This is a genomic window from Prauserella marina (assembly GCF_002240355.1).
Taxonomy (GTDB): domain Bacteria; phylum Actinomycetota; class Actinomycetes; order Mycobacteriales; family Pseudonocardiaceae; genus Prauserella_A; species Prauserella_A marina.
In genome coordinates this window covers 5,320,541-5,343,372 of the sequence record NZ_CP016353.1, presented here as the reverse complement: position 1 = coordinate 5,343,372, position 22,832 = coordinate 5,320,541, and the positions used below count along the sequence as shown (strand labels likewise).

The following is a 22,832-nucleotide window of genomic DNA, read 5'->3' as shown; positions in this document are numbered from 1 at the left end:
ATCGGGAGACAACGTTGTCATGGCGTTGGCATTGCACACCGGGTGACCGGCTCGTGTCAATCGGCTGCGGCGAATCCCGTTCGCCACCCCAGTCGCCGGGAGGTGCTCAAACGACGATCGTCCTGCGGTTAGCCTTCTTCCCATGGCATCGCCACAGGCCCTTTCCGTAAGGGGCATCCACATGAGTTACGGAGATCTGCGTGCCGTCGACGGGGTGACCTTCGACGTCGCGGAGGGGGAGTTCTTCGGCATTCTCGGTCCCAACGGAGCGGGGAAGACGACGACGCTGGAGATCGCGGAAGGCTTGCGCAAGCCGGACGCGGGCAGCGTGTCGCTTCTCGGTCAGCCCGCGTGGCCGCGCAACGTCGATCTCCTCCCCCGCATCGGGGTACAGCTCCAGGCGTCGGCGTTCTTCGAGAAACTGACCGCGCGTGAGCAACTGGAGACATTCGGTTCGCTGTACGGGGTCCGCTCGGCGAGGGTCGACGAGATGCTCGAACTCGTCGGCCTCACCGACAAGGCCGACACTCAGGAGGCCAAGCTGTCGGGAGGACAGCGGCAGCGGCTTTCCATCGCCTGCGCGCTGGTGCACGACCCCGACATCGTGTTCCTCGACGAGCCGACGGCGGCACTCGACCCGCAGGCGCGGCGCAACCTGTGGGACGTACTGCGCGAGGTGCAGTCGAAGGGCAAGACCATCGTCTACACCACCCACTACCTCGACGAGGCCGAGGTCCTGTGCGACCGCGTCGCCATCATGGACAACGGCAAAATCCTCGCGATGGACGCTCCGGCACGGCTGGTGCGTGACCTCGATGCCGCGACGAGGGTCTTCCTCGAACGCGGCGCGCTTTCGGTCGAGACGGCGAGAAACCTGCCGGGCGCGGACAGCGTCACCGAGGACGAGTTGTCGCTCGTCATCTCCACCCGCACCGCGGCGCCGCTACTCGCCGCGCTCGCCGAGTCCGGCACGCTGGACGGGCTCCAGGTGCGTACGGCAACCCTTGAGGACGTGTTCCTCGACCTCACCGGCCGGGAGTACCGCGCATGACCGTCACCAAGACCACGCCGAGCGGCAAGAGCACGAAGGGCGCGCCGCATCCTTCGTCGTTCGCCGCGCTGTCGCGAGCCATGTTCAAGGGCTTCGTCAGGGACAAGGCGACGCTGTTTTTCACCTTCCTCTTCCCGCTGATGTTCCTCGTCATCTTCGGATTGATCTTCGGGAACCAGGGTGAGTCGAAGACCCGCATCGGTGTCGTCGGCGACGGTCCCGTCGTCAGCGCGCTCGAACGCGTCGAGGCACTGGAACTCGCGCCCATCGATTCGCCTGCCGAGGCGGAGCGACAGGTCAAGGAAGGCGATCTGCCCGCTTTCGTGGCGGAGGACGGCGGCACGATCACCCTCCGGTTCGCCGCGAGCGACCAGACCCAGGCGAGCACGGTGGCAGGCATCGTCAACGGCGTCGTCAGCCAGGCGAACGTCGCGGCGACCGGGCAACCACCTCGGTTCACGGTCGACTCCGCTCAGGTCGAGGACGAGTCGCTCAAACCCATCCAGTTCATGGCTCCCGGCATCATCTCGTGGGCGGTGTCGATCGCGGCCGTGTTCGGCGCGGCGCTGACATTCGTGAGCTGGCGCAAGAAGCAGGTGCTGCGCAGGTTGCGGCTCGCGCCGGTGCAGCCGGTGACCGTGCTGACCTCGCGCGTGGTCGTCTCGCTCGGAATCGCGGTGTTGCAGTTCGCGCTTTTCGTCGCGGTCGCGTTGCTGCCCGTGTTCGGTCTGCGACTGTCCGGACAGTGGTGGCTCGCGATTCCGTTGCTGTTACTCGGCACGCTCGCGTTCTTCTCCATCGGAATGCTCGTCGGCGCGTTCTGTAAGACCGAGGAAGCGGCGAGTGGTGCTGCGAACTTGATCACATTGCCAATGGCGTTCCTTTCCGGAGCCTTCTTCCCGATCGACGCGATTCCTTCGTGGCTGCAAGGCATTTCGTGGGCATTCCCCATGCGGCATCTCAACGAAGGAATTCTCGACGTCATGGTGCGTGGCAAGGGAGCGGAGGCGCTGCTCATTCCGGCGCTGGTATTGGTTGCTTTCACCGCGGTTGTCGGTTTTGTGGCCGCGAAGGTGTTCCGCTGGGAGGACTGATCGGAAACGCATACGGGGCCGGTGAGAATGATCACCGGCCCCGGTGTTCCGGTGATGACCATCACGGTTCACACTGGTATTGCCACGTCCGACAGCGTCGTTGACGTGATTGACGCCGTTGGCGTCAATAAAGTCCATTTGCGACCGTTGTCGTGTTGAGGCGCGGTTTCGCGAACCAGAGGGAGGAACCCTTGTCGAACAAGGCTGCCGTCTTGTTCCGTGTGGTCGCCGTTGCTGAGGCTTTCTCGTGGGCCGGCCTGCTGGTCGGCATGTTCCTCAAGTACGTCGTCGGAGCGGGCGAAGGCGGTGTCCCCGTACTCGGCATGGTGCACGGCGCCATGTTCGTGCTCTACATCGGCGTGACACTCGCGGTGTTCCGTCCGCTCCGCTGGAGCGCCAAGACGGTCATCGTCGGATTGCTCGCCGCCATCCCGCCGTTCTTCACCTGGATCTTCGAGAACTGGGCCCTGCGAAGGGGCAAGCTCGACGGCCCTCAGCGGCTCACCAACGGTGGCACCGGGCTGTTCCTTTCCGAGCCGGAGCCTGCCCGAGTCTGAGCCAGTCCCTCGTGACCGCTTCCTGGTCCCGTTCGCGGGATCAGGAAGTGAAGTCGCCTGCCGCCTTGCGGACCTTGGTGAGTAGTTCGATCAGCTGCTCCGTCTGCTTCTCCGTCAGGCCGACGAGCCCGAAGTCGATCGACGTGACCGCTTTGGTCGCTTCTTCCCTGCGCTGCCTGCCGTCGTCGGTGATCTCCACGAGCGTGGTGCGCCGGTCCGTGGGGTGAGGTACCCGCTTGACGAGCCCGTCGCGTTCGAGCCGGTCGACGATGTTGGTGACGCTCGTCGGGTGCAACTGGAGGCGCTCGCCCATGACCCGCATCGGCAAGTTCGTCTTCTTGGCGAAGGTCAGCAGTACCAGTGCCTCGTAGCGGGCGAACGTGAGCCCGTGGCCCTTCAGCGCGCCGTCGACGGCCGACTGGACGATCTGCTGGACCCGCATCAGTCCGGTGACCGCGGCCATCGTGTCGGCGGGCCCGATGCGGTCCTCCCACAACTGCGCGGCACGCGCGATCGGGTCGAACGACAGCGGACGGTTCATCGAAGCTCCCATGGGCACAGGCTCGCGAGGGTCGTAGGTTGTTGCCGTGGCCGAGGGCGGCACGTCAAGGGCCTCGAAGTTATCAGCGCGCGCGGGCGTGCTGGGCGGGGTGGGTGGATTTGGCCGCGTCGCGCCCGCCGTTCAGGCATCGCGGGTCAGTTCCTCGATCTCGGTTTCGGCCTCAGGCCAGCCGCGACGGAGTTCGTGGCGAGCGCCGAGGGTGAAGCCGTCGAAGCGGAATGGCGGCGCCAGCGTGAGCCCGACGAGCGACCACGCTCCTTCCGGGCGGGAACCCTGCCAGGCGCCGGCGGGAACGACCGTCTGCAAAGCATGGCCGCCCGCGAGGTCCGGTCCCAGCGTCACGCGGCGTACGCCGCCGTCGGAGAGCAGCATCAGCATCCGCACCGGCGCGCCGCCCTGCCAGTGATACACCTCGGGGGTGTCGAGCCGGTGCAGGGCCGAGAAGTCCGGAGCGATCATGAGGTAGATCGAAGCGGACATGTTGCGGTCGGCGTATATGCGCCGCAGGTGACCGCCCTCGCCCTCGACCGGGGAGAGGCCGAGCCGTTCGGCGAGGGCGTGGCCGACGGCGGGGTCGTCTCCGCCCGTGAGGCCCATGCCGGTCACCAGGTGGGGCGCACGGAGGCGCCGCCGTCGACGACGAGTTCCTGCCCGGTCACCCACCTGCTCGCCTGTGTGCACAGGAACAGACACGCGTCGGCGATGTCGGTGGCTTGCCCGAGCCTGCCGCTCGGGTTGCCCGACTCCCATCCGGCTACGCCCTCAGGCCATTCCTGGCGCAGCGCGGGCCGATCGACAAGGCCGGGGGAAACCATGTTCACGCGGACGCGGTGCCGCGCGTATTCCAGCGCGGCCGAGCGCACCAGCATGCGCACGGCGGCCTTGGAAACCGAATAGTGCGCGTGTCCTGGCCTCGGCTGAGCGCCCAGTATCGAACCGATGGCGACAAGCGCGCCACCCTCGTCGCGCATGGCGCGGTAGGCGGCCTGCATCACGAGGAACGTAGCATCCACATTGGACTCCTGAACCGCGCGGAAATCGGCGTAGGACATGTCGGCAAGCGGCCGGGTCGGCTGCACTCCGGCGTTGAGAACCGCGACGTCGAGCCTGCCGAACGACTCCGCCGCCGCCTCGACGACGCGGTCGGCCCCTTCGGGGGCGCGCAAGTCGGCCTGTACGGCGACCGCGTGGCAGCCGATCGACTCGATGTCGCCGACGACAGCCTCGGCGCCGCGCGCGTCGCGGCGGTAGTGGACGACCACCCTCGCCCTCGCTCGGGCGAACCGGCGCGCGATGCCGCTGCCGATCCCGCCGCTCGCCCCGGTGACCAGCGCGACCTTCCCCGCGAGATCGTCGGTTTCCTGCGGCAGGTCATGCATGGTCGAGCCATCCCTTCGTCAGGTGCGGGAGAGTCCATGGACAGCGTGCCGCACCGGTGATCCGCGAGGGGAATCGGCCGCGCGACGTAATATTGGGCCGAGGCTCACCGAGAGGCTTCCTGATGATCAATTGGCGCAGACTCACCGAGCAGGACTTCCCGCTGTTGCGGGAATGGCTGCGGCAGCCGCACGTGGCGCGCTGGTGGAACCACGAGACCTCGGCCGAGGCGGTCGAACGGGACTTCGGTGCCGCGGCAAGGGGCGAGGAGCCCTCCGAGGACCTGCTTGTCTTTCTCGACGACCAGCCGGTCGGCCTTGTCCAGCGCATCAGATACGGCGACTACCCCGACTACCGCAAGGAACTCGCCCCGATCCTCGACGTGCCGGGCGCGGCGGTGTGCATCGACTATCTGATCGGCGATCCACGGCGAACCGGTATCGGACTGGGCCCGCGCGTCATCGGCGCGATCGTCGAGGCAACGTGGGAGGACCACCCTGACTCGCCTTCCGTCGTGGTGCCCGTTTCGGCGGCCAACCGGGCGTCTTGGCGGGCGCTGGAGAAGGCGGGCTTGCGCAGGGTCGCCGAGGGCGAACTCGATCCGGACAACCCCGTCGACGGCCGCGATCACTACATCTACCTGATCGACCGGCCGAGCGTCGCCAGCAGTTGAGTGAGCAGCGGGTTGTCGTCGTCGCCTCGCCAGGCGATGGCGACCCTGGTGCGCGTGGTGTCCGGCTCGATCCGCCGATACGCGACGCCGGTGAGGCGAATGCGCCGGATACTCGCGGGAGCGAGTGACACGCCGAGGCCGGTTTCCACGAGGGCGCACACGGTCTGCCATTCCACCGCGTGCTGACCGATCCGAGGCGTGAAGCCCGCAGAGGCGCACATGGCGACGATCTGGTCGTACAGCCCTGGACCAGCCGCGCGGGGCAACAGTACGAAGGGCAGTTCCGCCAGGTGTTCGAGCGCTACGCCCCGCGTCGCGGCCAATGGATGGCCTTTCGGAAGGACGGCGACGAAGGGTTCGTCCAGCACCGTCCTGAATTCGAGTTCCGGTTCGCGGGGCGGTTCGCGGAGCAGGCCGATGTCGATCTTCTTGTCGAGCAGGGCCACGATCTGCGGTGCGGTGGTCATCTCCCTGATGTCGAGGCTCACGCCCGGGAATCGCTGCCGGAAGCCACGCAGCAAACCGGGCAGGACGGTCAGGGCGAGCGAGGCGGCGAAACCGATCCGGAGCCTGCCTGCCTCGCCCGTGCCGACCGCGCGGGCGGCGGCGAGGCCGTCGGCGAGTCCGGCGAGTGCGCTCACCGCGGCCGGCAGGAACTCCCGGCCTGCCGGGGTGAGGGTGAGGCGGCCTGGTTCGCGGCGAAACAGAGCATGACCGACCTTGTCCTCAAGGCGGCGAATCTGCTGGCTCAGCGGAGGCTGCGCGATGCCGAGGCGGTCGGCGGCGCGGCCGAAGTGAGCCTCTTCCGCGAGCACGACGAACGAGTGCAACTGCGCGAGAGGGACCTCGGGGCGTTCCATATCTCCAGAGATATCAGATGGCCCCTGAGATCGTATTAGACGTATCAGCGCGGGCGGCTTAGCGTTTCCGGCATGACAGCGCGACACGCGATCCTCAGTGGATCGACCTTCGAGGAGCAGATCGGTTACGCCCGCGCCGTCGTCGACGGCGACTGGGTACACGTGTCGGGGACGACCGGATTCGACTACACCACGATGACGATTTCCGACGACGTGGTCGAACAGGCCGAGCAGTGCCTTCGCAACATCGAGTCGGCGCTGAGCGAGGCGAAGTGCGGCTTCGCCGACGTGGTGAGGGTGCGTTACCTGCTGCCGGAGCGAGCCGACTTCGAGCCGTGCTGGCCGGTACTGCGCCGCCGCTTCGGAACGGTCCGGCCCGCCGCGACGATGCTGACGTGCGGCCTCGCCGACCCCCGGATGAAGATCGAGATCGAGGTGTACGCGCGGCGTACGGTCACGGACCGGCCCGCGTGACCGGAGACGAAAGGGGGCCGCGTCGCGACAGAACCGACCAGCGGTGAAGCAACTCGCGGTCCGTGCCAGGATGGAACCGTGACACAGCCACGCGGATCAGCAGCCAACTCACCAGCCTTGTCTGCCGCTCTCTCCGGCGCGGTCGACCTTTCCGGGCTCAAGGCTCGCGCCGACGCTTCGCGGCCGCGGCCTGACGGCTCCGGTGACCAGGCCACCGCTGGTGGACCGCCGAGTGAAGGTGCGGTCATCGACGTCACCGAGGCCACGTTCCAGGCCGAGGTCGTCGAGCGGTCGTTGCAGACGCTCGTCGTGGTTGACCTGTGGGCGGAATGGTGCGGGCCGTGCAAGCAGCTCAGCCCCGTGCTCGAACGGCTTGCCGCGGAGTCGGGCGGCGCCTGGGTGCTCGCCAAGGTCGACGTCGACGCCAACCCCCGTATTTCCCAGTTGTTCGGTGTCCAGTCGATTCCGACGGTCGTCGCCATCGCGGGCGGCCAGCCGGTCGATGCCTTCTCGGGCGCGCAGCCGGAGCCGCAGATTCGGCAGTGGCTCGGGCAGTTGCTGGACGCGCTCCGCGACAAGCTGCCCGGTATCAACGCCGCCGAGCAGCAGGCGGGGGGCGAGCCGGAAGAGGAGCAGGAGGACCCCAGGTTCACCGAGGCGGAGGACGCGCTCGACCGCGGCGACTTCGCCGAGGCGGAGGCGGCCTACCAGCGCATCCTCGACGCCGAACCGGGCAACGAGCTGGCGAAGGCCGCGCTCGTGCAGGTCCGGTTCTCGGCGAGGGCCAGCGAGACCGACGAGTCGGCCGTCGCCAAGGCCGAGGCCGATCCGGCCGACCTGGATGCCCAGCTCGCCGCCGCCGACTACGAGGTCGCCCAGCGCGATCCGTCGGCCGGTTTCGCGAGGCTCATCGGAGTGATCAGGAAGACCTCCGGCGACGACCGCAACAAGGTGCGCGAACACCTCGTCGGTTTGTTCGACCTGTTCGACCCCGCCGACGAACTGGTCATCAAGGCTCGCCGCGACCTGGCGAGCGCCCTGTTCTGAGCAAGCGCGAGAAAGGCGGCCCGTGACCACCGGTCACGGGCCGCCTTTCTTGTCAGGATCAGCCGTAGTTCTGGGTGCAGGGTTCGGAACCGCCGAAGTAGCCCTGCCGCAGTGCCTCCACCCTGGCGAAACCGCTCGCGACGGGGTGTCCGTTGACGTCGGCGGCCAGCAGGCTGTGCGGCCGGAGCAGTTCGGCGATGGCCTCGTCGAGGTCGCCTGGCGAGAGCCGCAGCGTGCTGCCCTCGGTGTTGGTCGCCCCCGCCCACGCGCCGACCAGGCATGCCGTCCGCATGCCCGCGTTGGGGCTGTCCAGCGAGGCGCCTACGCCATTCTGGATTCCCTGTACGTACCTTGAGGCAATCTCGGAGAACGCGGCGAAGTCGCCGAGTCCGCCGTTGCCTTCCTCGCCCTGGAACTCGGCCTCGCGGTCGACCGGCTGGCCGAGTTCGGCAAGCGCGGGGAGGTCGATGCTCACCGTGTTCGTGTCGGCGCAGTACGAAGCGGGCGGGGTGCTGACGCCGTCGGGGCAGGAACCGCCGTCCGCGACGATTCGCGGCCCTTCGACGCCCGCGCCCGCGAACGTCTGGTCGAGGTTTTCCTGGAGGGTCGCCACGATCGCCTCGTCGATCATCACGTCCCCCTGGCCGACGTCGTCGGGAGCGAAGGGCACCTCGGTGATGCGTTCGTCGATGTTCTCCTGGTTGATCGCCGCGCATTCCTTCGCGCCGTCCTCGAAGCCGAGCTGGAAGGCGTAGGTGCGGTCGAAAGCGGTGCCGTGCGCGCCCTGTTCCTGGGCGGACTGACCCGCCTCGTCGCGGATGAAGAACAGCGAGGCGAGCACCTGGTTGAGCCCTTCGGAGGTGGACACGTCGAAGTACTCGCTCTTGCCCTCGGCCATCCAGCGGAAGTACGAGCCGGTGAAGCAGTCGGCCTGCTGTTCCTTGACGATCGTCGAGGTCGAGTCGTCGACGCCTGCCTTGTCACCGAGGCGGTACTGGATGGCGTGCCCGAACTCGTGGCCGAGCACGGTGACGATCGACATGGTCCCGAAGCGCTGCTTCAGCAGCGGGAGCAGCATCCCCCTGTCCCATGCCACGAGGTCTTCCGAAGGGCAGTAGAAGGCGTTCATCGCGGCGTCGGCCGTCGTGGCGCCACACACCTCGATGTCGGGTTCGTTCGGGTCGTAGGACAGCAGCTTCTTGACCGGCTCGAACTCCATCGAGAAATGCGCTGGCAACTCCTGAGCCCAGTAGGCGCTCACGTCCGCGATCGCCGCGATGGCCACGGTGTCCTCGGGGCCGTTGTCCGCGTTCTGGACGTCGAGATCGGGTTTCGGGGCATCGGGTTTCAGGCCACTCTCGAAGTGAGTCACCGGTAGCCCCGCGATGTCGCCCGAGGTGAGCGGCCTGCCCTGCGTCTCGGTGCCGCAGGCACTGGCCAGTAATGCGAATACGCCGATAGTCGCGGTCAGTGCCCGCAGCCGGGCACCTCGCCCCCCTGTCCGGTTCATGGGGGAACCCTACTCAGTGACATTCAGAGCCACGCACGGAATCACGGAAGCCGACAGGTCGCTAGGGTCGCTATCCATGAGAGCTGTCCGCCGGTTCACGGTGCACGCGCGGATTCCAGACCAGCTTGCCGGCCTGACCGCGCTGGCGACCAACCTGCGCTGGACCTGGCATCCGCCGACGCGGGACCTGTTCGCCTCGATGGACGACGCGCTGTTTCGCAGGGTCAGGGATCCGCTGCGGATGCTCACCGTCATCCCCGCGCGCAAGCTCGAAGAGCTGGCCTCCGACGCCGGGTTCCTCGCGAGGACGAGGGACGCCGTCGACGATCTCGAACGCTATCTGAGCGAGCCGCGCTGGTATCAGCGAAGGGCCGCCGAGGACGCGGGCACCACAGACCACGACGAGCGCTTCCCTTCGGCCGTCGCGTACTTCTCGATGGAGTTCGGGGTGCACGAGGCACTGCCCAACTACTCGGGCGGACTCGGCGTGCTCGCTGGCGACCACCTCAAGGCGGCTTCCGATCTCGGCGTGCCCGTCGTGGGGGTCGGCCCGCTGTACCGCGCGGGCTACTTCCGGCAGTCCCTTTCGCTCGACGGCTGGCAGATCGAGCACTACCCGGTGATCGATCCGAGCGGGCTTCCGCTGGAACTGCTCACCGAGCCCTCCGGCGAGCCGGTACTGGTGCGGGTCGCGATGCCGGGTGGCCGCGAACTACAGGCACAGATCTGGGAGGCACGGGTCGGCAGGGTGCCGCTGCTCCTGCTCGACACCGACGTCGAGGGCAACGACGAGGATCTGCGCGGGGTGACCGACCGGCTCTACGGAGGCGACGCCGACCACCGCATCAGGCAGGAGATCCTTGCCGGGATCGGCGGTATGCGCGCCGTGCGCCGCTACTGCGAGCTGACCGGGCATCCGCAGCCGGAGGTGTTCCACACCAACGAAGGCCACGCGGGGTTCCTCGGGCTCGAACGCGCGAGGGAAATCCTGAAGGGCTCCGACCTCTCCTTCGACGACGTGCTCTCCGCGGTGAGGGCGGGGACGGTGTTCACGACGCACACCCCGGTCTCCGCCGGTATCGACCGCTTTCCCGTCGATCTCGTTCAACACTACTTCGGCGACGGGCGGCTGCTGCCCGAGATCGATCCGCGCAGGGTGCTCGCGCTCGGTGCCGAGGACAACCCGAACATGTTCAACATGGCGCACATGGGCCTGCGGCTCGCGCAGCGCGCGAACGGTGTCTCCGCGCTGCACGGCCGGGTGTCGCGCCGGATGTTCGGCAAGCTGTGGCCCGGTTTCGACACCGAGGAGGTGCCGGTCAGGTCCGTCACCAACGGGGTGCACGGGCCGACCTGGGTGGCGAGGGAGATGAGCGCGCTGCTCGGCGGCAGCGACGAGGAGTGGGGTCACGACGGGGACGGCGGCTCCGGCAAGGCCGGTGTCACCGACGAGGAGCTGTGGGCACTGCGAAGGGAGCTGCGCGGCAACCTCGTCGCCGAGGTGCGCAGGAGGGCGCGTGACGCGTGGTTGCAGCGGGGTGCCTCCGCGCTCGAACTCGGCTGGACCGAACGCATCTTCAATCCCGACGTGCTGACCGTCGGTTTCGCCCGCAGGGTGCCGACGTACAAGCGGCTGACCCTCATGTTGCGTGACCCGGAACGGCTGCGGGCCTTGCTGCTCGACGAGCAGCGGCCGATCCAGTTCGTCGTCGCGGGCAAATCGCATCCAGCCGACGAGGGCGGCAAGGCCCTGATCCAGCAGATCGTGCGGTTCGTCGACGATCCGGAGGTCCGGCAGCGCATCGTGTTCCTTCCCGACTACGGCATGTCGATGGCGCGCTACCTGTACCGCGGTTGTGACGTGTGGCTGAACAATCCGACCCGGCCGCTTGAGGCATGCGGTACCTCGGGGATGAAGGCCGCGCTCAACGGCGGGCTCAACCTTTCGACCATGGACGGCTGGTGGGACGAGTACTACGACGGCAGCAACGGATGGGCCATTCCCACCGCCGACGGGGTGACCGACCCGCTGCAACGTGACGACCTCGAAGCCGACGCCCTCTACGATCTGCTCGGCCAGCAGATCGCGCCGCTGTTCTACGAGCGCGACGCCGGCGGTGTTCCGAAGGGCTGGATGTCCATGGTGTGGCACACGCTGCGGACGCTGGGGCCGAGGGTGCAGGCATCCAGGATGGTGCGCGAGTACGTCGATTCCTACTACGTACCGGCCGCGACGACGGTCGCCGCGGCGTCGGACGAGCACTACGCCGGTTCCCGTTCGCTCGCCGCCTACCGCACCAAACTGGACCTGTACTGGGGCAGGGTGCGGGTGCTCGACACCGAACTGACCTATGACGGAACCGACTCGCTCGTCGTCGGCAAGGAGGTCAGGGTGCGGGCAGGCATCGATCTCGCCGGCCTCGACGAGTCCGATGTGGACGTTCAGGTCGTCGTGGGAAGGGTCGGCGACACCGACGACCTGCACGACGTCGAGACGGTACCCATGTGGCCGAGCGGCAGGGGTGGTTACGAGGCGACGTTGCGGTTGCCGCACGCGGGTGCTCTTGGTTACACGGTGCGCGTGCTGCCCAAGCATCCGCTGTTGGCGGGGCCCGCTGAGCTGGGCAAGGTCGTGCTGGCGTGATCAGGGGCCATGCGCCCGGCCGCGAGGTGGGTCGGTGACAATGGGGACCGTGAACGAGGTGGCGGTGCAGGACAATCTTGACGATCTGGTGATCCACCTGTCCGGTGTCGAAGTCCGGCGTGGGGGCAACAAGCTGCTCGCCGACCTCGACTGGGCGGTTGAACTCGACGAACGCTGGGTGGTGCTCGGCCCGAACGGCGCTGGAAAGACGACCCTGCTCAAGCTCGCCGCCGCCGAACTGCACCCCAGCGACGGCGCCGTGCACGTGCTCGGCGAACGGCTCGGCAAGGTCGATGTCTTCGAGCTGCGCACCCGCGTCGGGTTCACCTCGGCCGCCGTCAACGGAAGGGTGCCGGCGGAGGAGCGGGTGCGCGATGTCGTGCTCAGCGCCGGATACGCGGTGCTCGGCCGCTGGCGCGAGAGCTACGACACACTCGACACGGCCAGGGCGGATGAACTGCTGCGCGCGCTTGGCATCGAGCACCTCGCCGAGCGCACCTACGGCACGCTGTCCGAAGGCGAGCGCAAGCGCACCCTCATCGCGAGGGCGCTCATGACCGACCCCGAGCTGCTGCTGCTCGACGAGCCCGCCGCCGGACTCGACCTCGGCGGAAGGGAAGACCTCGTCGCGAGGCTCTCCACGCTGGCGATGGATCCGGACGCCCCCGCGATGGTGCTGGTGACTCACCACGTCGAGGAGATCCCTCCCGGGTTCACTCACGCCCTGCTGCTCGCCGACGGGTATTCCGTCGCCGCCGGTCTCGTCGACGACGTGCTGACGAGCGAGAACCTTTCCAAGGCATTCGGACAGGACCTGATGCTGCAACGGTCGGGTGATCGCTACTTCGCCCGTCGCCGGTAACGTGTTCTACCAGTGGGTAACCTGCTGGCAGCAACGACGCAGAGGAGGATGGCGTGGGCGAGTTCGTACGGCTTGAGGTGGCCGATGGGGTCGGTACCATCCGGCTCGACAGGGCGCCGGTCAACGCGCTGAACAACCAGGTGCAGGCCGAGCTCGGTGAGGCGGCCCGCGAGGCGACCGACCGCGCCGACGTCCGCGCGGTGATTCTCTACGGCGGCGAGAAGACCTTCGCCGGTGGCGCCGACATCAAGGAGATGGCGGCCAAGTCCTACGCCGAGATCTCCACGTTCGGCACGGCGCTGACCAACTCGCTCACCGCGCTCGCCGAGATCCCCAAGCCCACGGTCGCCGCGGTCACCGGTTACGCGCTAGGCGGAGGACTCGAACTCGCGCTGACCGCCGACCGTCGTGTCGCGGGTGACAATGTCAAGGTCGGCCAGCCGGAAATCCAGCTCGGGATCATTCCTGGAGCGGGCGGAACCCAGCGGCTGGCCAGGTTGATCGGTCCGAGCAAGGCAAAGGACCTGATCTACACCGGCAGGTTCGTCAAGGCGGAGGAAGCGCTCGCGCTCGGCATCGTCGACGAGGTCGTCGCACCGGACGACGTGTACTCCGTCGCGCACAAGTGGGCCGCCCAGTTCGCGAACGGGCCCGCGCTCGCGCTCAGGGCGGCGAAGGCCGCCATCGACGGCGGGCTCGACCTCGACCTCCGCAATGGCCTCAAGCTGGAGACGAGCTTGTTCACCGCGCTGTGGGCGACGGAGGACCAGGCGGGCGGCATGGCCTCGTTCATCGAGAACGGCCCCGGCAAGGCCACCTTCGAGGGGAAGTGACGTGACGCAGTCACCAGCGACCGACCCCGCTCCCAACCCGCACGCGAGCGAGGACGAGGTGAGGGCGGCCTACTCCGATCCGAAGCTCGCGAACGTGCTCTACCACGACTGGGAGGCAGGCACCTACGACGAGAAGTGGTCGATCTCCTACGACGAGCGCTGCATCTCCTATGCGACGGACGTGTTCGACGCCGTCGCGGGTGAGCGGGGGCAGCCGTACGCCACCGCGATGGAATTGGGCAGCGGCACCGGTTTCTTCCTGCTCAACCTCATGCAGGGCGGCGTCGTCAAAAAGGGCTCGGTCACCGACCTCTCGCCAGGCATGGTCGAGGTCGCGTTGCGCAACGCCGACAACCTCGGCCTCGACGTCGACGGCAGGGTCGCCGACGCGGAGCGCATTCCCTACGACGACAACACCTTCGACCTCGTCGTCGGGCACGCGGTGCTGCACCACATTCCCGACGTGCAATCCGCGTTCCGCGAGGTACTTCGGGTACTCAAACCGGGAGGGCGGTTCGTCTTCGCCGGTGAGCCGACCAAGATCGGCGACTTCTACGCGCGGAGGCTCGGCAGGGTGACCTGGTGGCTCACCACGAACATCACCAAGCTGCCCGCTCTCGCCGGATGGCGCAGGCCGCAGGAGGAACTCGACGAGTCCTCGCGCGCCGCGGCTCTCGAAGCCGTTGTCGACCTGCACACCTTCGATCCGTCCGAATTGGAGCGCTGGGCGCTTCGGGCCGGTGCCGTCGACGTCAAGGCGGTGACGGACGAGTTCAGTGCCGCGCTCGTCGGCTGGCCGATCAGGACCTTCGAGGCCGCCGTCCCGCAGGAGAAGCTCACCGTCCGCTGGCGGCTTTTCGCCTACCGAGCGTGGCTACGACTGTCCGCATTGGACAAGAAGGTGCTCGCCAAGGTGTTGCCGCGCGAGTTGTTTTACAACGTCATGATCACCGGAACCAAGCCGGCCGACCCCGTGGAACTGTAGTTGCCGTACGCCTTCTCGCTCGATGACGTCGCGTTCCTCAAGTCGGGTCCCGGCGAGGAGGCGCTTTCGTTCTGCGACCGGCTGCCGTTGACCGACGCGAGCCGCATTGCCGACGTGGCATCGGCGCGCAAGGCCGTGGGCGATCGGTACGCGGCCGTGCTGGAAACCGTTGTCCTGCGCAGGAAAGCACACGGCAAGATGGACAACGCCGAGCGATGGCTGTTCGAGGGTGACGCGCTGCAACAGGCCAGCGCGGCGCCGGTAGCCAGGCACAGGGCGAGGCGGCTCGCCGACAGGCGGGTTCACGACGTGACGTGTTCGATCGGCGCCGATCTCGTGGAACTGGCGCGGACGGCGAGCGCGTGCGCCGGTTCGGACCTCGACGCGGTGCGGCTTGCCATGGCCGCACACAACTGCGCCGTGGAGGAGGTCGCGCCGGAACTGGCCGTCGCCGACGCCTTGCGGCCGGTGAGCGGGGACGCGGTGGTTGTCGCCGACCCGGCTCGCAGGGATGCCTCGGGCCGCAGGATGTGGCGTGGGACGGATTTCGTGCCTTCGCTCGACGAACTGGCAGCCGTCTACGTCGACCGGGATCTGGTGGTGAAGACGGCGCCGGGAATCAATGTCGAAACCGTGCCGTGGGCGAGGGAGATCGAACTGGTCTCGCTCGAAGGGCAGGTACGGGAAGCTTGCTTGTGGAGCGAGGGGCTGGCGACGGTGTCGCGCAGGGCGAGCGTGCTCAAAGCCGATGGGACACAGTGGACGATCACCGACGCCGAATCCGACGATGCCGGTGCCGGTGAACCCGGCGAGTGGATCATCGACCCCGACGGTGCCGTCGTCAGGGCGGGACTGGTGCGCCATTACGCGGCGCGTCATGGATTGTGGCAACTGGACGAGCGCATCGCTTACCTGACCGGGGATACCCCGCCGCCTGGGGTGCGGGCTTTTCGGGTCAGGGAGTTCGAGACCTACGGGGAGAAGACGTTGCGGGCCGCGTTGCGGCGTCACGACATCGGCAGGGTCGAGATACTGGTCAGGGGGCTGGATGTCGACCCGAACGCCCTGCGGCGCAGGCTGAAACCGAAAGGCGAGGGGGAGGCCAGCGTCGTGTTGACCCGCATCGGCCGGACCCCGATGGCTTTCCTGTGTGAGGCGCGGCGAATCCCGGCGACCCCACCGGAGCCGACCGAGTAGCCGCCGCGCCGTGCGCCCGCGAGCCCCGCGCGAGCGCCCGCCCGCCTGCGCGCCCGCCGGTGCGCCCGCCCGTGCGCCCGCGCCCGCCCGCCTGCGCGCCCGCGAGCCCCGCGCGAGACGGTTGGGGAGCGCATGCGTGCGCGAGTCCCCTACCCAGCCCGTCGAGTTCTGCGTTCGGGACGTCGAGTTCCGCGCTCAGCCTGTCGAGTTCTGCGTTCGGGACGTTGAGTTCCGCGCTCAGCCTGTCGAGTTCTGCGTTCGGGACGTCGAGTTCCGCGCTCAGCCTGTCGAGTTCTGCGTTCGGGACGTTGAGTTCCGCGCCCAGCTTGTCGAGTTCTGCACTCCGGGTGGCGAGTTCCGCGCTCGCCGCCAATGGCCATCTACGTGTGTCGCGAGGTGCCCGTTCGCGCCTGAACTAGGCATCCCGGAAACCGGAGGCCGAGCTTCGCGGCCGCATGCGAAACTCACCGTCGGCGGTGCGCATCTCGCCGTCCCGAGTGCAGAACTCGCCGTCCGGAGTGCGCATCTCGCCGTCCGGAGTGCGGATCTCACCGTCCCCGAGTGCGGATCTCGGCGTCCTGGACGCGGATCTCGGCGTCCCGGGTGGGGATCTCGGCGGCCGGCGCGGTGACTCAGCCGTGTCTGGCGGTTTCCGGTTCCGGTGTTGCCGCACCCGAACCGGAAACCGTCACTGAGGTGGGGTTTCCTTACTCAGCTTGTTGATCCACTCCAGTTCTTCCTTGAACTCCTTCGTCAGCTCCTGCTCCAACTCGGCAGGGCTCGCGCCGGACTCACGCAGCCGCTGCATGCGCAGCCACAGGTCCATCCCGTGGAAGGTGCCTTCCCGCAGTTCTTTCGCCAGGTCATCTACGAACTCGATTTCGGTCCTGAGCAACTTCGCCCTGAACTCGGACTCGATGAGGAAGATGCGGGGGAAGTTCCCGGGCATTCCGGCGAGCATGGCGTAGTAGGCGGTCTCCTGCGCGCGTAGCGTGCCGAGCCGGATGTCCAGCAGCCGCAGCACCTCGTCCGGCCCGAAGATCGCCATCAGCGAGAGGGCGGCCTCGAACTGGGTGAACTCCTTGGCTGGGCGGCCGAGCAGGTCGCCAAGCCATTCGGTCATCTCCGCCGTGCCGGACTCGGTGATCACGTAGACGGTGCGTTCCGGTCGTTTGCCGTCCCTGACGGTCTCGTGGGGCGCGATGAGCCCTCTCTTGACCAGTGAGTCGACGACGGAGTACAGCGAGCCGTAGTTGAGCTTGATGCTGTCTTCCTTGCGTCGCTCGCGCAGGGTGCTTGACATCTCGTACGGGTGCATGGGCCGCTCGTGCAGCAGCGTCAGCACGGCCAGAGCAAGGGGATTCGACCTCGTCCGGCTCACCATGGCCGCCCTCCGCTGCTACTTGGAACCAAATACTCGATTCAGAGTACTCGGCGCAGAGTGACAGTTGTCAAGCCGCTGGACGGTAACCTTGGCGGCAAGGTTTCAGGCGCTGAAGGTGGGTTCGGAAGTGGTCACGGGAAAGGTCGTCCGATTTGACGAATCGAAGGGTTACGGGTTCGTCACCCCGGACACCGGAGGTGAGGACGTCTTCGTGCACGTCAACGACCTCGACTTCGACAAGCGCCTGCTGATGCCCGGCGCGGTCGTCGAATTCGAGGTCGAGGACGGAGAACGTGGCCTGAAAGCCTCCAGGGTGCGGATCGTGGGAAGGCACACCGGCGACACCGCGGGACAGCAGCCCGCGTCCGCGCACGACGACGAGGGCCTCGGCGACGTGCTTACGGTGCGCGAGTTTCTCGAGGAGATCACCGAGGCGCTGCTCGACGCCGCACCCGGCGCCACGGCCGAACAGATCCTGCGTATCCGCCAGCGGCTCGTCCAGGTCGCGCACGGGCACGGCTGGATCGACGCCTGAGCGAGCCGCTTACTCCGTCGCCGGGTTTTCGACGAGCCTGATCCGGTTGCCGTCGGGACCGGTCAGCGCCGACAACCGCTCCGGCGCTCTCGCCGAGGCTCGGTCGACCTACGGCAGCACGGCCGCGGCCAGCACGGGATGGCGCTGCGCCCATACCGTCGAGCGCACGATGGTTTCCTTGTAGCGCGCGGCGAACCGTCCGGTGAGCACAGCCGAGACAGGAGTGTCGTCGGCGCGTACGAACTGGACGAGCGCGTCGCGCCGACCGAGGCTGATGCACTGGTTGAAGTAACGGAAACGCAGCGGTTTGCCGGGTTTGCCGACCAGCGCGCCACTGATCGAACGGGCGAGTTGCATGGCCGATGGCAGTCCGGTCGCGCAGGCCATCCGCAGTTCTTGCCCCGTTTTCATCCGAGCGGCAGCCGCGTCGCCGACGCCGTAGACATCGGGGTGCGACACCGATCGCAGGGTTTCGTCGACGGCGAGCCTTCCCGAGGCGTCGCACTCCAGCCCCGCCGCTCTCGCGAGTTCGGGGACCCGGAAGCCCGTCGTCCAGACAACCGTGTCGGCTTCGAGGTGTTTCCCGTCGGCGAGCACGACCCCTTCGGCGGCCACCTCTTTGACGACGGCGTTGTCGACGATGTCGATTCCGAGCCTGCCGAACACCTTCCGCAGGTGTTTGCCCCCTTTCTCCGACAGTGCCTCGCCGAAGACGCCGCCGGTGACGAGCTTGACCTTGAGCCCCGGCTTCGTCTCCGCGATCTCGGTCGCCGCCTCGATGCCGGTGAGCCCGCCGCCGACGACCGCGACGGTCTTGCTGTTCTCCAGCCTGGTCCTCAATGCGGCGGCCTGCTCCGCGCTCGTGACGGTGAACGCGTGTTCGGCCGCGCCGGGCACCGATTCGAGATCGGCGGTGCTTCCCAGCGCGTACACCAGGATGTCGTAGGTCAGCGGTTCGCCCTCAGCGAGAGTGATGGTGCGCATGTCCGGAACGATCCCAGTCACCCTGTCCTGCTTGAAGGCCGCACTCGACCCCTCCAGCAGGCCGGTGATGGGCAGGTCCTCCAGTTCCTGTCCGGCGGCGAGTTGATGAAGCCGCACTCGCTCCACGAATCGGTCCCTCGCGTTGACGAGAGTGACCCGCGCGTCGGTGCGCTTGGCGATCAGCTTTGCCGTGAGCAGGCCCGAGTAACCCGCTCCGAGTACCACGATGTGCGCTGTCATGTCCGCTCCCTCCGGTTGCCCTCTTCACCGGATGCGGAGCTGATTCCTGACAGGGTCCGGCTGTGACCTCAGCCACTGTTCCCTCGGATAATCGGAGGCGCGGTCGCGGCGACGTTGGCACACTCGGACCGTGGTCGACCATCAATTCGCCGACGAACGGCTCGCCGCGCTGTATGACGAGTTCCATCCATGGGATCCACGCGGGGACTTCGGCTTCTACCTGCCCATGGTGATGTCGGCGGAAGCCGTACTCGACGTGGGGTGCGGTACCGGGATGCTGCTGCATCGCGCGAGGGAAGCAGGGCACAAGGGACGGTTGTGCGGGCTCGATCCCGGCGAGGGAATGTTGCGAAGGGCCCGGGTCCGCTCCGATGTCGAATGGATCGACGGTGACCTTTCCTCGACGGCGTTTCGCGGCGAGTTCGATCTCGTCGTCATGTCGGGCCACGCGTTTCAGGTATTCGTCACCGACGAGCAACTGCGGTCGTCGCTGTCGGCGATCCGCGACGCACTCACCGGCGAGGGGCGGTTCGCGTTCGAGACCCGCAACCCCGCGGCCAGAGCCTGGGAGGGCTGGACACCGGAGAACGCGAGTGAGGTCATCGGGGCCGATGGCGCGGTGGTGCGGATGAGTCACCAGGTGGAGCGGCCCGTCATCGACGACATCGTGCGGTTCACGACCACGTATTCGAGTCCCGGCTGGGATGCCGACGAGCACAGTCACAGCTCGCTGCGTTTTCTCGACGTCCCTTCGCTTTCCGGCTTTCTCAGCGAAGCGGGCCTTGCCGTCGAACACCAGTACGGAGACTGGGACGGCCGGCCGGTGACCGAAACCGGCATCGAGATCATCACCGTCGCGAAGCGGGTGTAGGCCCAGCTCGCTACGTCACAGCGGGGCGATGCGGGCTTTGAGCAGACAGAACTCGTTTCCTTCCGGGTCGGCCAGCACGTGCCACTCTTCTTCGCCCGTCTGGCCGATGTCGGCGGGCCGGGCACCGAGTTTCAGCAGACGTTCGAGTTCGGCTTCCTGATCGCGGTCGGTGGCGTTGACGTCGATGTGCAGCCGGGCTTTTCCCTTCTCCGGCTCGTCCCTGCGACTGAGAATGATCGTCGGCTGTGGACCGCCGAACCCTTCGCGTGGCCCAATTTCCAGCATTTCGCCGCCCTCGCGGTCGAGCACGACGAAGTCGAGTACCTCACACCAGAACCGCGCCAGCGCCTCGGGATCGCGGCAACCGAGTACCAGCTCGCTGATCCGACATGCCATAACCGAAACCCACTCTCAGTCCGGAGTTGCCGGAAGCGACCGTACCCGAGGAAGCTGACGCGGACGAGTGGGTTCGACGCGTTCGCTCGGCCGCCCAGGCGACGGCATGAGCGGGAAAGTCTTTTCCGCCAACGAGTTTCGGCATCTGGCCGGTCAGGAGTCAAGCGATCGCAGTCGTATCGCGATGCCTTCGTCGGTTCGCATTCGCAGGCCGGGCCGGTTTCCATCGGCGAGCTCGTCGGCCACGCCGCCGAGCGTGCCGATTCGCGTTCGTACGGTGGAGAGGTCGTCGACCTCGACGAGCAGTTCCCATTGTGGCCGCGATTCTCCACCCGGCCGCGCGACGAAGAACTCGGGCGGCAGTGTCGTGGCGAGCGCGTTCTCGTAGAACCGCCTGCTCGCGAGAGGGTCCGTGCAGGACAATCGCAACGCGGCCGGTGCCCCGTTCACGCCGGTCGGCACCGACCAGCCCGAGAAGGCGAGCGGTTGCCACAGCGAGAACGCCGCTCCCCAGGGGTCGACGAGCGTCGACATGCGTCCCTGGTCTCCCGCCTCGAACGGTCCGACGACCAGACTGGCGCCGAGCGCGAGCGCCGCCTCCGTTCGTGCCTCGACGTCGTCGACGGTGAGGTAGAAGGCGACGTGCGCCGGAGTCTCCTCGGGATAGACAGGGTTGGCGAGGTCGCTGACGCCGCCGATCCTGTGCCCGGCGACGGAGATCACCGTTGCCTTGCGCCAATCCTGCTCGTCGACGGCGAACTCCCAGCCGAGCGTTGACACGAAGAACCGTTCCAACGCGGCTGGGTCGTGGGACTTGACATCGAGCCAGCAGAACGGAAACAACCGGTCGCGGGTGGTGCTGGAGGGCATCGCGGGTCCTTGGTGCTCAGCGAGGGGCGGAGTGTCGTTGTAGTCCTTGTAGCCGATCCTGGTGGGCGGGGCCAACGGAATTTTCGCTCCGTGCTTTCCTCGCGGCCCTTTTTTGTCGGACCCCGGTGGCATGCTTGTCGATGTTCGAGAAACCGGAGCGAGGCGAGGAGTAAGACATGGCACGCGGTTACGGGTTCGGCGCGAGAACGGTGATGGTCGGCAGGAAGGCCACCGTGTCCGAGCTGGCTCGTCCCTTTTCCCCGACTGGAGTGTCCATTGTGACCGAAAGAGTGGAACCGCTGGAGCGAGGGCGGGAGATCGGCCTTCTGCCAGGCGCGGGGGTGTCGGCGACGAGCCCGCGCTACCGGGGGCCGGCCCTTGGGGACCCGGGCCCGTAGATCAGGAAGCGGTCAGGTGGTGCGAGGCGAGCAGGTGCCGCACCGGTGCGGCACCTGCTCGCCGTTGCTCCGGTCGGCAGTTGGCGGCCGACACGTGGTGACGGCCGTGCATGTCGTGTTGTCGGTGACGACTGTCGGCTGCCGATGCCCCACTGTCGGTGTTGCGCTGACTGTCAGTGACGGCTGGCGGCGGCTGGCGGCGGCTGCGAGTGGCTGCCGGTGATGGCTGTCTGGCGGCGATTATCGGTGACGGTTGCCGAGCGGGATCCTGTCGGTAGCGGCTGTTGGTGACGTTGTCCAGGTCGGGGGCGGTGGCCGACGCGCGGTGCTGGCCGGGACTGCCGGGTACCGTGCTGGTCTTGTGCTGGTTGAAGAGTTGTGGGCAGCGTCGTGTCACCTTTGCCGTCTTTGGCACGTCGTCAGTGATGACGATTGCGAACAGCGGAAGGTGACCGATGGACGAGGGTGATCGGCTGGCTGCGGTCTTCGAGGAGCACCGTGCCCGGCTCAGGGTGATCGCCTACCGGATGCTCGGCTCGGCCTCGGAGGCCGACGACGCGGTACAGGAGACGTGGTTGCGGCTCAGCCGGTCTGACACTGGCGACGTCGCGAACCTCGCCGGTTGGCTCACCACCGTCGTCAGCAGGGTCTGCATCGACGTGCTGCGCTCCAGGCAAGTTCGCCGTGAAGACCTGGTTGGACACGAACTTCCCGAATCGGCGGAAGGGGACGAACACCGGGTCGAACCCGAGGGTGAGGCGTTGCTCGCCGACGCGGTCGGCAGGGCGTTGCTGGTCGTGCTCGGCACGCTGCGACCGGCCGAGCGGGTCGCGTTCGTGTTGCACGACATGTTCGCCCTGCCGTTCGACGAGATCGCGCCCATCGTGGCGCGAAGCCCCGTCGCCACGAAGAAACTCGCGAGTCGCGCGCGGCAGCGACTACGCGGGACGACCACGGCCCCTGATGCCGAGATCGCGCGACACAGAGCCATCGTGGAGGCATTCCTGGTCGCGAGCAGAGGAGGCGATCTGGACACACTGGTCGAACTGCTCGACCCCGATGTGGTCAGGCATGCGGACAGGTCGGCGCTTCCCGCCGGGGCGGCGACCGTCGTGCGAGGCGCTAGCACCGTCGCGAGGGAGACGCGGGTCTTCGCGGCGAGGGCGGCCATCGCGGAACCGGCGCTCATCGACGGAGCGGTGGGTGTCGTCATCGCTCCGAACGGATTGCTGCGTCTTGTCCTGACCGTGACGATCAAGGAGGACCGGATCACGGAAATCGAGGTGATCGCCGACGAAGAACGGCTGCGAAACCTGCGGATCACCGTTCCCGGCGGCTGGCGCCGGCCCGGCGTGTCCTGAGAAGCGGGGGCACCACGTCGAGCAGCGGGGTGACAGGCAGGGCCGGTCGGTAGAGCAGGCCGGTCGG

At 67.5% G+C, this 22,832-nt stretch carries 24 protein-coding genes; 15 read left to right on the top strand and 9 right to left on the bottom strand.

Annotation, left to right across the window (positions count from 1 at the left end; genetic code table 11):
- Window positions 1-142 precede the first annotated feature (142 nt).
- The 3 genes from BAY61_RS24520 to BAY61_RS24510 all read left to right on the top strand — a co-directional run bounded on the left by BAY61_RS24520 (window position 143) and on the right by BAY61_RS24510 (window position 2,702).
- On the top strand, window positions 143-1,051 hold the full coding sequence (locus BAY61_RS24520) for an ABC transporter ATP-binding protein (protein WP_091807208.1): 909 nt from the start codon (window positions 143-145) through the stop codon (window positions 1,049-1,051).
- On the top strand, window positions 1,048-2,145 hold the full coding sequence (locus tag BAY61_RS24515; RefSeq protein ID WP_091807211.1) for an ABC transporter permease: 1,098 nt from the start codon (window positions 1,048-1,050) through the stop codon (window positions 2,143-2,145). Before BAY61_RS24520 ends, BAY61_RS24515 begins: the two co-directional genes overlap by 4 nt.
- A gap of 191 nt (window positions 2,146-2,336) precedes the next feature.
- On the top strand, window positions 2,337-2,702 hold the full coding sequence (locus BAY61_RS24510; RefSeq protein ID WP_091807500.1) for a DUF3817 domain-containing protein: 366 nt from the start codon (window positions 2,337-2,339) through the stop codon (window positions 2,700-2,702).
- 40 nt (window positions 2,703-2,742) lie between these two features.
- Here the strand turns inward: BAY61_RS24510 and BAY61_RS24505 are convergent, their stop codons facing one another.
- From BAY61_RS24505 to BAY61_RS24495, 3 genes are all read right to left on the bottom strand, one after another.
- Window positions 2,743-3,243 carry a MarR family winged helix-turn-helix transcriptional regulator gene (locus BAY61_RS24505; protein ID WP_091807502.1) on the bottom strand — a complete coding sequence of 167 codons (501 nt, stop codon included), beginning with the start codon at window positions 3,241-3,243 and terminating at the stop codon, window positions 2,743-2,745.
- A 141-nt stretch (window positions 3,244-3,384) separates the two neighbouring features.
- Window positions 3,385-3,861, bottom strand: a complete 477-nt coding sequence (locus tag BAY61_RS24500) for a cupin domain-containing protein (protein WP_143021397.1) — start codon at window positions 3,859-3,861, stop codon at window positions 3,385-3,387.
- Window positions 3,862-3,866: 5 nt separating this feature from the next.
- Window positions 3,867-4,643 (bottom strand): SDR family NAD(P)-dependent oxidoreductase, encoded by a 777-nt coding sequence (locus BAY61_RS24495; protein ID WP_091807215.1) that lies wholly within the window; start codon window positions 4,641-4,643, stop codon window positions 3,867-3,869.
- A gap of 122 nt (window positions 4,644-4,765) precedes the next feature.
- Here BAY61_RS24495 and BAY61_RS24490 point away from each other — a divergent pair, with 122 nt between their 5' ends.
- Window positions 4,766-5,314, top strand: a complete 549-nt coding sequence (locus tag BAY61_RS24490; protein ID WP_091807217.1) for a GNAT family N-acetyltransferase — start codon at window positions 4,766-4,768, stop codon at window positions 5,312-5,314.
- Here the strand turns inward: BAY61_RS24490 and BAY61_RS24485 are convergent.
- Window positions 5,278-6,174 (bottom strand): LysR family transcriptional regulator, encoded by an 897-nt coding sequence (locus BAY61_RS24485; protein ID WP_091807219.1) that lies wholly within the window; start codon window positions 6,172-6,174, stop codon window positions 5,278-5,280. The two genes, BAY61_RS24490 and BAY61_RS24485, sit on opposite strands and share 37 nt — an antisense overlap.
- 72 nt (window positions 6,175-6,246) lie before the next feature.
- Here BAY61_RS24485 and BAY61_RS24480 point away from each other — a divergent pair, with 72 nt between their 5' ends.
- The gene (locus BAY61_RS24480; protein WP_091807221.1) at window positions 6,247-6,648 is read left to right on the top strand and encodes a RidA family protein; all 402 of its coding nucleotides are present in this window, start codon (window positions 6,247-6,249) and stop codon (window positions 6,646-6,648) included.
- Between the two features lie 78 nt (window positions 6,649-6,726).
- Window positions 6,727-7,695, top strand: a complete 969-nt coding sequence (locus BAY61_RS24475) for a tetratricopeptide repeat protein (RefSeq protein WP_091807223.1) — start codon at window positions 6,727-6,729, stop codon at window positions 7,693-7,695.
- 58 nt (window positions 7,696-7,753) lie between these two features.
- Here BAY61_RS24475 and BAY61_RS24470 read toward each other — a convergent pair whose 3' ends face one another.
- A complete protein-coding gene (locus BAY61_RS24470) occupies window positions 7,754-9,205 on the bottom strand; it encodes a neutral zinc metallopeptidase (RefSeq protein WP_091807225.1) in 1,452 nt (483 codons plus the stop codon).
- A 76-nt stretch (window positions 9,206-9,281) separates the two neighbouring features.
- Here BAY61_RS24470 and glgP point away from each other — a divergent pair, with 76 nt between their 5' ends.
- The 5 genes from glgP to BAY61_RS24445 are packed head-to-tail and all read left to right on the top strand — an operon-like array spanning window position 9,282 to window position 15,726.
- Window positions 9,282-11,849: an alpha-glucan family phosphorylase gene (gene glgP / locus BAY61_RS24465; protein WP_091807227.1), complete on the top strand. Its 2,568-nt coding sequence runs from the start codon at window positions 9,282-9,284 to the stop codon at window positions 11,847-11,849.
- Window positions 11,850-11,889: 40 nt separating this feature from the next.
- On the top strand, window positions 11,890-12,711 hold the full coding sequence (locus BAY61_RS24460; RefSeq protein WP_091807228.1) for an ABC transporter ATP-binding protein: 822 nt from the start codon (window positions 11,890-11,892) through the stop codon (window positions 12,709-12,711).
- A 53-nt stretch (window positions 12,712-12,764) separates the two neighbouring features.
- Complete coding sequence (locus BAY61_RS24455) at window positions 12,765-13,544, top strand: enoyl-CoA hydratase/isomerase family protein (RefSeq protein ID WP_091807230.1); 780 nt, start codon at window positions 12,765-12,767, stop codon at window positions 13,542-13,544.
- A gap of 1 nt (window position 13,545) precedes the next feature.
- Entirely contained in the window at window positions 13,546-14,529 is a 984-nt protein-coding gene (locus BAY61_RS24450; RefSeq protein WP_091807232.1) for a class I SAM-dependent methyltransferase, read from the top strand.
- Window positions 14,530-15,726: a THUMP-like domain-containing protein gene (locus BAY61_RS24445; RefSeq protein ID WP_091807234.1), complete on the top strand. Its 1,197-nt coding sequence runs from the start codon at window positions 14,530-14,532 to the stop codon at window positions 15,724-15,726. It begins immediately after the preceding gene.
- A gap of 688 nt (window positions 15,727-16,414) precedes the next feature.
- On the opposite strand, the gene BAY61_RS24440 is transcribed toward BAY61_RS24445, so the two are convergent.
- On the bottom strand, window positions 16,415-17,110 hold the full coding sequence (locus BAY61_RS24440) for a PadR family transcriptional regulator (RefSeq protein ID WP_091807235.1): 696 nt from the start codon (window positions 17,108-17,110) through the stop codon (window positions 16,415-16,417).
- Between the two features lie 127 nt (window positions 17,111-17,237).
- Here BAY61_RS24440 and BAY61_RS24435 point away from each other — a divergent pair, with 127 nt between their 5' ends.
- A complete protein-coding gene (locus BAY61_RS24435; RefSeq protein WP_091807237.1) occupies window positions 17,238-17,645 on the top strand; it encodes a cold-shock protein in 408 nt (135 codons plus the stop codon).
- A gap of 108 nt (window positions 17,646-17,753) precedes the next feature.
- Here the strand turns inward: BAY61_RS24435 and BAY61_RS24430 are convergent, their stop codons facing one another.
- Window positions 17,754-18,869 carry an NAD(P)/FAD-dependent oxidoreductase gene (locus BAY61_RS24430; RefSeq protein WP_091807238.1) on the bottom strand — a complete coding sequence of 372 codons (1,116 nt, stop codon included), beginning with the start codon at window positions 18,867-18,869 and terminating at the stop codon, window positions 17,754-17,756.
- 130 nt (window positions 18,870-18,999) lie between these two features.
- On the opposite strand from BAY61_RS24430, the gene BAY61_RS24425 reads away from it, so the two are divergent.
- On the top strand, window positions 19,000-19,740 hold the full coding sequence (locus BAY61_RS24425; protein ID WP_091807240.1) for a class I SAM-dependent DNA methyltransferase: 741 nt from the start codon (window positions 19,000-19,002) through the stop codon (window positions 19,738-19,740).
- 15 nt (window positions 19,741-19,755) lie between these two features.
- On the opposite strand, the gene BAY61_RS24420 is transcribed toward BAY61_RS24425, so the two are convergent.
- Together BAY61_RS24420 and BAY61_RS24415 are read right to left on the bottom strand one after the other, a co-directional pair.
- Complete coding sequence (locus BAY61_RS24420; RefSeq protein WP_091807242.1) at window positions 19,756-20,136, bottom strand: VOC family protein; 381 nt, start codon at window positions 20,134-20,136, stop codon at window positions 19,756-19,758.
- Window positions 20,137-20,289: 153 nt separating this feature from the next.
- A complete protein-coding gene (locus BAY61_RS24415; RefSeq protein WP_091807504.1) occupies window positions 20,290-21,006 on the bottom strand; it encodes a VOC family protein in 717 nt (238 codons plus the stop codon).
- Window positions 21,007-21,182: 176 nt separating this feature from the next.
- Here BAY61_RS24415 and BAY61_RS24410 point away from each other — a divergent pair, with 176 nt between their 5' ends.
- Together BAY61_RS24410 and BAY61_RS24405 are read left to right on the top strand one after the other, a co-directional pair.
- Window positions 21,183-21,404 carry a hypothetical protein gene (locus BAY61_RS24410; protein ID WP_094168520.1) on the top strand — a complete coding sequence of 74 codons (222 nt, stop codon included), beginning with the start codon at window positions 21,183-21,185 and terminating at the stop codon, window positions 21,402-21,404.
- A 455-nt stretch (window positions 21,405-21,859) separates the two neighbouring features.
- The gene (locus BAY61_RS24405) at window positions 21,860-22,765 is read left to right on the top strand and encodes a sigma-70 family RNA polymerase sigma factor (protein WP_091807243.1); all 906 of its coding nucleotides are present in this window, start codon (window positions 21,860-21,862) and stop codon (window positions 22,763-22,765) included.
- The last annotated feature ends 67 nt before the right edge of the window (window positions 22,766-22,832 follow it).